This window comes from bacterium, from assembly GCA_041648665.1.
Lineage (GTDB): Bacteria > UBA10199 > UBA10199 > 2-02-FULL-44-16 > JAAZCA01 > JAFGMW01.
Map to the genome: position 1 here is coordinate 1 of JBAZOP010000092.1, position 11447 is coordinate 11447.

General features: G+C 59.5%; 13 protein-coding genes and 2 tRNA genes. 1 reads left to right on the forward strand and 14 read right to left on the reverse strand.

Annotation, left to right across the window (positions count from 1 at the left end):
* The 8 genes from WC683_17025 to WC683_17060 all read right to left on the reverse strand — a co-directional run.
* A partial coding sequence (locus tag WC683_17025; protein ID MFA4974312.1) for a hypothetical protein occupies nucleotides 1-808 on the reverse strand: 808 nt, incomplete at its 3' end.
* 334 nt (nucleotides 809-1142) lie between these two features.
* On the reverse strand, nucleotides 1143-2327 hold the full coding sequence (locus tag WC683_17030) for a thiolase family protein (GenBank protein MFA4974313.1): 1185 nt from the start codon (nucleotides 2325-2327) through the stop codon (nucleotides 1143-1145).
* 13 nt (nucleotides 2328-2340) lie between these two features.
* A complete protein-coding gene (locus WC683_17035; protein MFA4974314.1) occupies nucleotides 2341-3276 on the reverse strand; it encodes a DnaJ C-terminal domain-containing protein in 936 nt (311 codons plus the stop codon).
* 43 nt (nucleotides 3277-3319) lie between these two features.
* Nucleotides 3320-3616 (reverse strand): 4Fe-4S binding protein, encoded by a 297-nt coding sequence (locus WC683_17040; protein MFA4974315.1) that lies wholly within the window; start codon nucleotides 3614-3616, stop codon nucleotides 3320-3322.
* 47 nt (nucleotides 3617-3663) lie between these two features.
* Entirely contained in the window at nucleotides 3664-4125 is a 462-nt protein-coding gene (locus WC683_17045) for a DUF2203 domain-containing protein (GenBank protein ID MFA4974316.1), read from the reverse strand.
* A gap of 6 nt (nucleotides 4126-4131) precedes the next feature.
* Nucleotides 4132-4689, reverse strand: coding sequence for a dCTP deaminase (gene dcd / locus WC683_17050; GenBank protein MFA4974317.1), 558 nt, complete (start codon nucleotides 4687-4689; stop codon nucleotides 4132-4134).
* 26 nt (nucleotides 4690-4715) lie between these two features.
* Nucleotides 4716-4787 (reverse strand) — tRNA-Glu (locus WC683_17055).
* Nucleotides 4788-4793: 6 nt separating this feature from the next.
* Nucleotides 4794-4866 (reverse strand) — tRNA-Lys (locus WC683_17060).
* Between the two features lie 202 nt (nucleotides 4867-5068).
* Between WC683_17060 and WC683_17065 the strand changes: the two genes are divergently transcribed.
* Nucleotides 5069-5248, forward strand: a complete 180-nt coding sequence (locus WC683_17065) for a hypothetical protein (GenBank protein MFA4974318.1) — start codon at nucleotides 5069-5071, stop codon at nucleotides 5246-5248.
* Nucleotides 5249-5300: 52 nt separating this feature from the next.
* On the opposite strand, the gene mtgA is transcribed toward WC683_17065, so the two are convergent.
* The 6 genes from mtgA to WC683_17095 form a co-directional block, all read right to left on the reverse strand.
* Entirely contained in the window at nucleotides 5301-5981 is a 681-nt protein-coding gene (gene mtgA, locus WC683_17070; GenBank protein MFA4974319.1) for a monofunctional biosynthetic peptidoglycan transglycosylase, read from the reverse strand.
* A 3-nt stretch (nucleotides 5982-5984) separates the two neighbouring features.
* Nucleotides 5985-7643 (reverse strand): ATP-binding protein, encoded by a 1659-nt coding sequence (locus WC683_17075; GenBank protein MFA4974320.1) that lies wholly within the window; start codon nucleotides 7641-7643, stop codon nucleotides 5985-5987.
* Between the two features lie 18 nt (nucleotides 7644-7661).
* A complete protein-coding gene (locus WC683_17080) occupies nucleotides 7662-8285 on the reverse strand; it encodes a response regulator (GenBank protein ID MFA4974321.1) in 624 nt (207 codons plus the stop codon).
* 305 nt (nucleotides 8286-8590) lie between these two features.
* The gene (locus tag WC683_17085) at nucleotides 8591-9847 is read right to left on the reverse strand and encodes an RsmB/NOP family class I SAM-dependent RNA methyltransferase (GenBank protein MFA4974322.1); all 1257 of its coding nucleotides are present in this window, start codon (nucleotides 9845-9847) and stop codon (nucleotides 8591-8593) included.
* 1 nt (nucleotide 9848) lies between these two features.
* Nucleotides 9849-11135 carry an adenylosuccinate synthase gene (locus WC683_17090; GenBank protein ID MFA4974323.1) on the reverse strand — a complete coding sequence of 429 codons (1287 nt, stop codon included), beginning with the start codon at nucleotides 11133-11135 and terminating at the stop codon, nucleotides 9849-9851.
* Between the two features lie 22 nt (nucleotides 11136-11157).
* Nucleotides 11158-11447: ornithine carbamoyltransferase (locus WC683_17095; protein ID MFA4974324.1), on the reverse strand; the 290-nt coding region annotated here is incomplete at its 5' end.

Genomic DNA, 11447 nt, shown 5'->3' on the forward strand with positions numbered 1-11447 from the left:
TAGAGATATACGGGTTGACCTTGTATTCGCCCTTCACGTTGAGCATGAGCATGTTGCCCATGCCCTTGCCCTTGCCCTCGGTCTTTGACTGGCCGCTTGCCGTATCCTCTCGTTCAACTCCGTCGAAGAACAGGCCCTTCCACTCGAGCCCCACGCCGAACCGCCATGGAGTGAGGAACTCGTCGTGAGTCACTGTCTCGCCGTTTGCGATCCTCTCCGCGACATTCTTCGCGTGGATGAAATGGCTGAACCAGAAGTCCAGACCCGCATACATACCCCACCAACCGAAGTTCGTGGTCCTCTGTTTATAGTCGTCATCGCCGTCATACTGCGAATCTTCTTTGTAGATCGTGCCGCCGGAGAGTTTCTTGGCGGCGGTGAGTACGACGCCCGCGCTGAGGGTGAGATACTCATCCTGGTCTGATTCGGGATTATAAGGCTTGGCGCCCGCCGCTGGAACCGCCGCCGGGGCTACGGCCGCAGCAGCTGCCGCAGGCTCTTCCACAGGCTCCTCGGCCCCGGCAAAGTCTCCCCAGGCCTGACGCGCAGCCGGACCTTCCGCAGCCGGGGCTGCTGGTTCGGCATTCTGCCATTCTGTGAGCTTTTTATGCTCTTCAGCCGATATCGGCGCCTTTGAGTAAACCGGATCAGCAACAGAATAGGGATGGAATTTCCCTATATAATCATCCTTGCACATGGCGGCCGCAGCATCGTCCATGAAGGAGTTGGCATCGCATGAATCCGAGAGCTTCTTCACGATGCTTTCGCAATCGGTCTTGCCGCCGCACTTGCTGATATCAAATCCCATATGTTCCTCCTTAAAAACCTATTATGAAACCTATTGTCTCCCCCGGCAGACGCATGAATGCTCGTCTCCGTCTCCTCCACAGAGATTATCGGGCTCAGCCTGCGAAAGTTGCGTTGTTTTTATGCGCGAATCTCAGCGAGGGATCGGGGTAGGTATTTTCAGCGATAATTTACTATTTATTTCCAATAATTTACGAAGATACGCCAGGACGGCCGCCTGCACGAGAATTGATCACAAAAATCAGAAAAAAATGGATTTTGATGAGTGACTCGAGTCACCGCTGAGTCTGGAAGGCGCTCTTTTTTCACTATTGATATTAAAAACGGATCTAATCTCAGGGGAGTTCGACGATCACGGCAGTGGCGCCGCCGCCGCCATTGCAAAGGGTCGCCAGCCCCCTTTTGAGCCCTTTGTGTTTCATGGCATATATTAGGGTTGTGAGGATGCGGGCGCCTGAGGCGCCGATGGGATGGCCCAGGGCAGCGGCACCGCCATGGATATTGACCTTCTTTGGATCGATCGAGAACTCCTTAATCGCTGCCATGGTCACCGCTGAGAAGGCTTCGTTAATTTCAAATATATCTATATTTTCAATGGTTAGTTTTGCTTTTGCAAGTACTGCTTTAATAGCGCCGACAGGGGCTGTGGTGAACCAGACCGGGTCATGGGCAAAACTCGCGTGCGCCAAAACCCTGGCCATGGGCCCAAGCCCCGCCTTCTTTGCCCGATCCTCTGACATGAGCACGAGGGCTGCCGCACCGTCGGATATGGAGCTCGAATTGGCTGCGGTGATGGTGCCCTGGTCCTTGAAACAGGGTTTCAGCCTCTTCATCTTCTCGAAGTCTGCCCTGCCAGGCTCCTCGTCAGTGTCAAAGGATACGGTCCCGCCCTTTTTCTCAGGCACCGGCACCGCTACTATCTCATCCCTGAAGGCGCCCGATTTGATCGCCTCTTGGGCCTTTTTGTAGCTTGCGATCGCGAACTCGTCCTGCGCCTCCCTGGTGAAGCCGTATTTCTCTGCGCAAAGCTCAGCGCAGCTGCCCATGTGCTGGTTGGAATGGATGTCCCAGAGCCCGTCGAAGACCATGCCGTCCACTGCCTTCGAGTCGCCCAGCCGCATGCCGCTGCGCGCCTCAGGGAGGAGATACGGGGCGCGGGTCATGGACTCCATGCCGCCCGCCACGATGATATCGTTGTCGCCGGAGCGTATGAGCTGGTCCGCGAGCATGACCGCGCGCAGACCTGAGCCGCAAACGCGGTTTATGGTGATGGCCTCCACGGAGTTCGGGATGCCTGCGGCGAGCGAGGCCTGCCTCGCCGGGTTCTGCCCCTGGCCCGCGGGCAGCACACAGCCCATGATGACCTCTTCCACGTCGCCGGCTGCGATGCCGGCGCGAACGATCGCCTCGCGGATCGCGATCGCCCCCAGGTCAGAGGCCTTCACCTTCGACAGCCCGCCCTGGAACGATGCTATCGGCGTGCGCGCTGCGGATATTATGACTGATGTGCTCATGAGCATGTCTCCGGTTATATCATTCCTTGGGATCATACGGATATTTCTTCGCGAGCTCCTCAAAGGTCTTGCGCTCCTCGGAGCTCATGCCCTTGGGCGGCACGATCTTCACGATGACGTACTCGTCCCCCTTGCCCTTCTCGCCCAGCTTCGGCGCGCCCTTCCCCTTGAGCCTGAATTTCTGGCCCCCCTCGGTGCCCGAAGGCACCTTCATGTTCGCGTGCCCGTCCAGCGTCGGGACCTCCACCTGCGCGCCGAGCACTGCATCGTATATGGTGATGGGGACCTCTGTGTAGATGTCCGCGTCCTCGCGCCAGAAATCAGGGTGCGGATTGACGTGGATGCGCAGAAAGAGATCGCCGGAGCGGCCGCCGCCGAACCCAGGCTGCCCCTTTCCCGCGATGCGGACCTTTGAGCCGTTGTCCACGCCGGCCGGGACCTTGACCGTGATCTTCTCGACCTTGTCCCCCCTGCGGATGGAGATCTTCCGCTCCGTGCCGGCGATCGACTCCTCGAAATCCACGTCCACGTCCGCGTAGGTGTCCTGTCCGTTGACCGGCGCCTCGGGACCCGCAGCCCTTCCCCACTCCGGCCTGGGCGCCTTGCGCCGAACTCCGCCCATGTTGAAGAGCTCGCTGAAGAGATCCCCCAGGTCGCCCATGTCGGCCTGTCTGAAGTCAAAACCCTGTGGACCGCCACCTGCCTGCTGCCAGTTGAAGCCGCCGGGACCCGCACCGCCAAAGCCACCCTGGCTGAACATGTCGTATTTCTTGCGCTGCTCAGGATCGGAGAGCACGTTGTAGGCCTCGGAGATGTCCTTGAACTTCTCCTCAGCCGCTTTTTCGCCCTTGTTGACGTCCGGATGATACTGCTTTGCGAGCCTTCGGTAGGACTTCTTGATCTCCTCTGCAGAGGCGCCGCGGGGCACGCCCAGGACCTGATAGTAGTCTTTCATGGCGCCGGATATTCAGGCTGCAAGGCCATGAAGTCAATCGCTTTTACAGTGATCTTGAGAGGGGGCAGAGTCCGTCCGGATGATTGGCGGCAAGCCTTTCCATATCATATATTAAGGAGCTGCGCTCAGATGAGGGGGCGGGCATGCGTCCGGTGTCCATGCGCAAGGCGTCGCACGGACACGCCTCCACACAGGCGCCGCAGAAAATGCAGGCCTGCATGTCGATCTCGAACGACCGCGGGCCCTTCTTCCCCTCCTCTACCTTTATGCAGCGCACAGGGCAAACGACTGAGCAGAGCTTGCACGCAGTGCAGCGTACACTCCCGTCGGCGCGCAACATGAGCCTGGGCTCGCCGAGGTTTACATGCGGTGTTTTGGAAGGGGACTTCAATGTAAGCTCACTCCGCCCGGCTTCTCCATTATCAAAAGCTCAATCGAGCGGCGCTCTCCGTGATTCTCGGTGACGCCGTGCCAGTGCCCCACCACAGGCTCGCCATACTGCCAGGAGAGCAGTATCTCCTGGCCGGAGAACCACGAGTGGAAACCGACGAGCCCCATGTCCACGTCGCAGAGCACGACGCCGATGTCCGCGATCTCGTCGAGGATGTCCATGTACTCCAGCGAGAGATCCTTGAGCCTTGCGCCGATTGACGGCAGGGCCGAGCAGATATGATCGAAGCGGCCCTCCATCGCGTCCTCGATATCTATGCGGACACCGCTCGCCTCCGCGGCCCTGCAGAGGGTGTTGACCTGCATCTGTATGCGGCCGAGCTCTGCGAAGAGGCGTTCGAGCTGCGGGATGAGCCCGTTGGCCTCTCTCAGATCAAAGTATGTCCTCAGCTCGTGCATTCCGACTCAGCCCTTTCCCTTTGCGAGCGTGATCTCTTTCTGCGCCTGGTATTTGCCCTTCTTGTCCGCGTAAGAGACCTCGCACACCTCGTCCGCGCCTAGGAATATCACCTGACCTATCCCCTCGTTCGCGTAGATGCGCGCGGGCAGCGGAGTCGCGTTGGAGATCGCGATCGTGGCGAAGCCCTCCCACTCCGGCTCGAACGGGGTCACGTGTATGTGGACCCCGCAGCGCGCGTACGTCGACTTGCCGTAGGTGACGGTGATCACGTCGCGCGGTATCCTGAAGTACTCGACCGTGCGCGCCAGCACGTAGCTCGCGGGCGGTATCTCGCAGACCGCGCCCTTGAAGTCGCGGAAGTGCAGATGCGCGAAGTCCTTGGGGTCCACCACGCCGGAGGAAGGAGGCTCGAAGATCTTGAACTCGTCGGCTATGCGAAAATCATAGCCATAGGAAGCGAGGCCGAAGGATATCCCCTCGCGCACCTGTTTCTCCTCGAAGGGTTCGATCATCCCGCGCTCTTTCGCCATCCTCCATATCCATCTGTCCGACTTGACCGACATCGTGCCTCCGGAGAGAGAAAACCTTGCGACCCCAACGGGACTCGAACCCGTGCTGCCGCCGTGAAAGGGCGGTGTCCTAACCGCTAGACGATGGGGTCTGATTGTGAGCCGCCCCGGATTCGAACCGGGGACCCACGCCTTAAAAGGGCGTTGCTCTGCCTGCTGAGCTAGCGGCCCGCCATTGCCTAAATTGCTGATTTCCTTACCCCGAAATGCGAACTCAGTAAAGGATATGATGCTCTTTCGGGGCCGCGCTGAGTAACAAATGGCGGACGCTATGTCAAATAAGGCCCCATATCTTTTTTATTTGACTAAACAATCGATTTCCAAGATTGTAGCCCCTCAAGATCAACGAAATAAACAAAAGGAGGGGGTTTTTATGGCGAATGAAACTCTGGTGGTGGTCTCAAAGGTGAAAGAGTACGTGAAGGCAAAGGGCATGCAGACCTCTGAAACGGCGGTCAACGCCATTTCCGATGCAGTCCGCGAGCTGCTCGACAAGGCAGTGGCCAGGGCCAAGGACAACGGCCGCCAGACCATCAAGGATCGCGACATCTAGATCTCAAGCACAAGAAACGCAAAAGGCCCGGCGCAAGCCGGGCTTTTTTTGCTCAGAGCCTGTTTTTTATGACCGCGGCCCGCTTCTGCGAGAATTGACTGCCCCTCCTCCTGTCGTAGAAGCGAGGCCTGGGGAGTATGGATGCGAGATAAGCCGCCTCATCCTTGCTCAAATCCTTGGCAAACTTTCCGAAGTAATGCCTGGCAGCCGCCTCGGCGCCGTAGATCCCGTTTCCCCATTCGACCACATTCAGATAGAGCTCCAGTATCCTCTCCTTTGAGAGGGTCCGTTCGAGTTTGAGCGCTATGAGGAACTCCTTGAGTTTCCTCGACAGAGACTTCTCCGGAGAGAGATAGAGGTTTCGCGCGAGCTGCATGGTTATCGTGGAGCCGCCGTGCGAGAAGCGGCCGCGCTTCATGTTCACCCTGGCCGCGAGCTTGATCGCCTTCCAGTCATAACCCTGGTGCGCAAAGAACTGGTCGTCCTCAGCCACGACCACCGCCTGTCTGAGATACGTGGAGATCTTCGAGAGCGGCCGCCACTCGTACTCCACATGACCGTTGGGATCAGCGCGCATGTAGGCGGTGAGCCCGGGTCGGGCGAATACCAAGTGGACCGCAGGCGGTGTGCTGACGCATTTCGTGATCCAGACGGACCAGCAGAGGCCGACCACGATCGATGCGGTCAGGAAAAACGCCTCGCGCCTGCCTATGACACGTCCGTTGGTGAGCATGGCCTAACGACCCTTGTCCGCGATCGCCTTATCAGCGGGATCCCGGTCCCGGCTGACGGGCAGCCTGATCTGCACCTGGGTCCCCTCATCCTTCCTGCTCGTGATCTCTATGCTGCCGCTGTGATCGACGATGATGGAGTGCGAGACAAAGAGGCCGAGCCCGGTGCCTGACTTTCCCTTTGTGGTGAAAAACGGCTCGAAGAGATACGGCATGTCCGCCTCATCAATGCCGCAGCCGGTATCGCGTACCTCCACCTCCACGGATTTGCCGTCGGACGACGTGGATATCGATAGCTCGCCGCCCTTGCCCATGCTGTCGAACGCATTGAGCAGCACGTTGAGGACCGCCTGGTGCAGCCGCCTCTCGTCGCCGTGCACGCACGGCAGCTTCTCGTTGAGGAACCAGCGAACGCTGATGCCCTTCATGTCGACCTGCCTCGATAGCAGGCCGCACGCGTTTTTCAGAATGCCGTTCATGTCGACTGCCGACCTCGCCGCCTTTGAGCGGGAGGCGTCGGAGAGCCTGGCTATGATGTCGGATATGCGCTGAAAGCCGTCCATCACGAAGCCGAACGCCTTGCGGCTCCCCTCGCCCAGGTGCTGCTCGATGCTCTCGAGGTGCAGACGGATCCCCTGGAGCGGGTTGTTGATCTCGTGAGCGAAGATCTGGGTGAGCCTGCCCATGGCGGCGAGCCTCTCGGAGGAGAGCATCTCCTCCTCGAGCCTCTGGCGCTCTATCTTCTGCGCCACGATGCGGCAGACGCTATTCAAAAGTTCCACGTCGATGTCGTCCCAATGACGGTTTCGATCGCACTGGTCAAACCCTACGAATCCATGCGGCCTTCCGAAGACGAAGATCGGTATGGAGAGGATGGACTTGACGCCTTGGCCTCCGAGCAGCTCCACGAGCTCGGGCGACGGCGCACTGGACGTGTCCTCGAGGCAGATGATGCGGCCGGCCAGCATCTCATTGCTCCACCACGGCTGAAGGTTCGTCGGAAGACTCTGCATCGTATCCTTGTTGGGCTCTATTCCCTTCGCCACCCATTCATGCGTGTTGGTCACGGTATGGCGCACGTGATCATAGCTGAAAAAATACGAGCGGCTGACGTCCAGCCCCTCGCCCAACATGGCGATGACGGAGGCGAGGAATTCGTCGATGCCATGGCGCGTGATCGACTCGCGCACTATCTCCTTCACCAGGTGTTCGTAGTGCACCCGCTGTTGGAAGAGGGAGTGCATATTATCGGAGCCGATCTCAAGCTGCTCCACCATGCGTTTGAGGTCGGTGATGTCGCGGCTGATACCGATGACCGCCGCCGTCTCTCCGTCCTTATCGAAGATCGGGTTCAGCGAGGAGGAGTAGCATCGGCTCACGCCCTTCAGCGTGATCCATTCCTGCAGATAGAGGGGCTTTCCGCTCTCCAGCACCTGGCGGTTGTTGCGCATCAATAGGCCGCCCACCTTGTCGCCGAAGGCCTCGACAGGGGTCTTGCCGATCACCTTATTTGAATCGAGGCTGCAGTCGGCGAGCGCACGTTTGTTGAGCATGGCGTATCGGCCGTCGCGATCGACTATATAGACGAGGTCATCGACCGCCTCGACAAAGGCGTTATAGACCTGCTCGTGAGTGAGCCCGGTTCGCTTCCTGATGGGGCACATCCTTCAAACCTCGGGGGGCTATGCCTTTTTCCCGCGCTTCTTTTTCGCCTTGGATACCCGCACCCCCTTGCGCGGCGTAAGCAGTTTGGCGACGTTCTCGAAGAGCACGGCGCGATCTATGGGTTTCGACAGGCATATGTCGGCGCCAAGCTCCGTCGCGCGATCCACGTTGCGATCGGAGCCGAAACCGGTGAGGACCATGATCTTCACGTGCGACAGCGCAGGCGAGCGCCGAATGCTCTGGCAGACCTTGAAGCCGTCCATGCCCGGCATGACGAGATCCAGTATGACGATGTCGGGGCGGACCGATTCCATGAAAGAACCGGCCTCGAAACCGTCGGAGGCGGTGTAGATCTCGAGCTTCTCCGGGTATTCGCGCAGCGACTCCTGGATTGCGACCCTGATCGACTCCTCGTCGTCGACGACGAGCACCTTGCGGAGCGCCGGAGCCGCGCGATCGTCCATCGGGATGCCGTGCTCGCGGCAGAAGGCGCGCAGGTCTTCGCCGTTGATCCTGAGATGACCGCCCGCGGTGCGGTAGGCGTTCAGCAGACCCCTCTTTATCCAGTTTTTGATCGTGTTGTAGCTCACCCTGCAAAGCTTCGCCGCTTCGAATGTGGTGAGCACGTCCTTCTGGCGCATCTGTCTCCTCCTTCAACCTCTATCCGTGAAACTATGTTATAGAGATTGTATAATTGATATATGGAGGCGCCTAATACCAGAAGCTGCTATATACGACAACTGAAAATATAAACTTTTCTAATACGCTGATTTTAATGATGATAAATGACCATTTTATGCGCCGCATAACACGCTGTAATAGATCGCACCGATTTGCTATAATTAAATCGGCCAGGATGGAGTGCGGGAATCAGCCAATTTTTCAAAATAGCCTTTTCAAGGCTTGAAACGAGCAATCGGCGATTCCCTTCCAATCCTGGCTTTTTTTATCCCCTGCGCATGAGCGCCGCGAAGAATCCATCCCAATCGCCCAGCCTGGGATCGGTCTTGAGATAACCTTCGCGCGTGACGATGCCTCCACAGGCTATGCCTTGTTTCTCGAAGATCGCCCCTGCGTTTGAGACTTCAAAACCCCCATCCTTCAGGAAGTCCGCGACCACATCCTCGTTCTCCTCTCTGAGGATGCTGCACGTTGCGTAGAGCAGAGAACCGCCCGGCTTCACGCGCAAGGCGTTCTCCCGGAGGATTTTTTTCTGCTGTCTCACCCTCTCGTCTATCGCGCCCTTGTCCAGGCGCCAGCGTATGTCGGGCGAGCGCCGCTGCGTCCCTACGCCCGAGCACGGCGCGTCGATGAAGACGAGATCGAAGCTCGCGCGCAACTTCGACAAAGAAGCCGCATCCATCGTCCTGATGGATTTCACCTTTGCCCGTTCCGCGCGCCTCGCGAGCTCCTTGAGCTTCCGGCCGTCGATGTCGCAGGCCGTGATCTCCCCCTGGTCGCGCATGAGCATCGCCAACGCGAGCGCTTTTCCGCCGGCGCCTGAGCAGGCATCGAGCACGACCTGGCCTGGACTGGGATCGGCGAGGATGGAGGCGAGCTGGCTCGCCTCGTCCTGCACCTCGAAGAATCCCTCCCTGAAGGATTTCAAGTCGCGGAAGTTCGACCTGATGGATAGCCTTATGCCGAACGGCGATCTCTTCGCGGGAGTCGCTTCGACGCCCTCCTCCTTGAGCATCCCGATCACTTCATCGCGGGTAGCGCGCAGGAGGTTCACCCTGAGGGTGGGGCCGATCGGCTCGTTGAGCACAAGCGCGATCTCGCGCGCACCTTCGGCGCCGTATTCCCTCTTGATCATATCGAAGAGAAAATCAGGATAGGAGAAATAGGCGGCATCCCCGCCGGGGAAGCCCTTGAGGTCGACCGCATCCACGTTCAAACCGTCAAGCTCGGGTGCGGGCGAAAGTCCGCCGCTCAAGGCGTCGAAGTCTTTGCACGGGCGCCATCGAAGAAAGGCCTGGGCGCGCAACCTGTTGTCGGGCGCAGATACTCCCGCAAGCTTAAGGCAGCCGTCGATCCTGCGGCGCCAACGCGAAACGCCGTAGACAGCGCGGGAGATCAGCCTTCGCTGCCTGCTGTTTATCTCGGGATGGTCTCTTAAGTGCGAGTCGAGCAGCCGATCGAGCGGCCTCGGCTCGATCTCGAACATGCGGAGCACGGTTGCGGCATGGTCTATGAAATCCATCTCAGAAGGGATTCTTGATCATTATGTGGGCGCTGCGCTCCGACCCCACGGAGACGATGGAGATGGGGACGCCGATCAGCTCGCTGATCTTTGCCATGTAATCCCGCGCCGCACGCGGAAGATCCCTCTCGCTGCGCGCGGAGGAGAGATCCTCTTCCCAGCCCGGCATTTCCTCGTAGACAGGCGTGATCCTCTCGAACTGTCCGAGCTCCGCAGGGAAGTCGTCGATGATCTTGCCCGCGCAATCGTACCCGGTGCATATCGAGACCTTTTCCAGGCCTGAGAGCACGTCGAGCTTGGTCATGGCGAGCATGGTGAGCCCGTTCACGCGCGCAGCGTGCCGCACGACCACGGCGTCGAACCAGCCGCATCGGCGTTTGCGGCCTGTGGTGGAGCCGAACTCCCTGCCCTTTTCCTGGAGACGCTCGCCTATCGAGTTCGCAAGCTCGGTCGGGAAGGGACCGTTGCCAACGCGCGTGGTGTAGGCCTTTGTGATCCCCAGCACATCGTCGATGATCGTGGGCCCGACTCCCGAACCGCAGCACGCAGCGCCTGCGACGGTGTTCGAAGAGGTGACGTACGGATAGGTGCCGTGGTCGATGTCCAGCGCCGTGCCCTGCGCGCCCTCGAAGAGGATCTTCGCCCCATCCCTGATCTTTCGATGCAGGAGCTGTTCGGTGTCGCAGACGTGGCGAGAGAGCCTCTGCGACCACTGCTCCGCCTCACGAAAGAGTTCGTCGCACGAGATCCGCTTCCCGCCGAGCATCTCTATCTGCCGATTTTTGAGCGGCAGCACCGCGTCAAGCCTGGCCTTGAGCACGCCCGAATCAAGGAGGTCGCCCGCCCTGATTCCAAGGCGCGCGACCTTGTCCTCGTAGGCAGGGCCGATCCCCCTGCCGGTGGTCCCGATGCGAGAGGAGCCCATCGCCTCCTCGCGCAGCTGGTCGATGATGCGATGATACGGGAGCACGAGGTGCGCGTTCTGGCTCACGGCGAGCCTCGTCGCGTCCTTGAGATAGCCCTGCACGGTCAAACCTTCCATCTCGTCGATGAGGACCTTCGGGTCGAGCACGACGCCGTTGCCGATGATGCAGAGGCAACTCTCGTGGAGTATGCCGGACGGCACCAGGTGGAGTATGGTCTTCTGGCCCCCGATGACCATGGTGTGGCCCGCGTTCGCGCCCCCCTGATAACGGACGACGACGTCGGCCTGCGGCGTGAGCAGATCGATGATCTTGCCCTTGCCCTCGTCTCCCCACTGAGTCCCGACCACGATTACATTCGCCATTATGACACCGCCCTTTGAGCCTTCAGCCCATGAGTTTTTCGAGTATCGCCTTCTGCACGTGCAGCCTGTTCTCGGCCTGATCGAAGACCCTCGACTGCGGCCCGTCCATCACCTCGTCGGTGATCTCGTCGCCGCGGTGCGCGGGCAGGCAATGCAGCACGATCGCGTCCTTCTTCGCAAACGAGAGCAGCTCACGGTTGACCTGGTACGGCCTGAAGAGCGAGACCTTCGCCCCCTCGCCTGCGCCCTCCTGCCCCATGCTCACCCACGTGTCCGTATTGATCACGTCCGCGTTCTTCACGGCCTCGCGCG

What these genes read in the sequence shown, in the direction of transcription:
- WC683_17030 (MFA4974313.1), bottom strand. Translation starts at nt 2,327, where the DNA reads ATGCTCATGAGCACATCAGTCATAATATCCGCAGCGCGCACGCCGATA.
- WC683_17035 (MFA4974314.1), bottom strand. Translation starts at nt 3,276, where the DNA reads ATGAAAGACTACTATCAGGTCCTGGGCGTGCCCCGCGGCGCCTCTGCA.
- WC683_17040 (MFA4974315.1), bottom strand. Translation starts at nt 3,616, where the DNA reads ATGTTGCGCGCCGACGGGAGTGTACGCTGCACTGCGTGCAAGCTCTGC.
- WC683_17045 (MFA4974316.1), bottom strand. Translation starts at nt 4,125, where the DNA reads ATGCACGAGCTGAGGACATACTTTGATCTGAGAGAGGCCAACGGGCTC.
- dcd (MFA4974317.1), bottom strand. Translation starts at nt 4,689, where the DNA reads ATGTCGGTCAAGTCGGACAGATGGATATGGAGGATGGCGAAAGAGCGC.
- WC683_17065 (MFA4974318.1), top strand. Translation starts at nt 5,069, where the DNA reads ATGGCGAATGAAACTCTGGTGGTGGTCTCAAAGGTGAAAGAGTACGTG.
- mtgA (MFA4974319.1), bottom strand. Translation starts at nt 5,981, where the DNA reads ATGCTCACCAACGGACGTGTCATAGGCAGGCGCGAGGCGTTTTTCCTG.
- WC683_17075 (MFA4974320.1), bottom strand. Translation starts at nt 7,643, where the DNA reads ATGTGCCCCATCAGGAAGCGAACCGGGCTCACTCACGAGCAGGTCTAT.
- WC683_17080 (MFA4974321.1), bottom strand. Translation starts at nt 8,285, where the DNA reads ATGCGCCAGAAGGACGTGCTCACCACATTCGAAGCGGCGAAGCTTTGC.
- WC683_17085 (MFA4974322.1), bottom strand. Translation starts at nt 9,847, where the DNA reads ATGGATTTCATAGACCATGCCGCAACCGTGCTCCGCATGTTCGAGATC.
- WC683_17090 (MFA4974323.1), bottom strand. Translation starts at nt 11,135, where the DNA reads ATGGCGAATGTAATCGTGGTCGGGACTCAGTGGGGAGACGAGGGCAAG.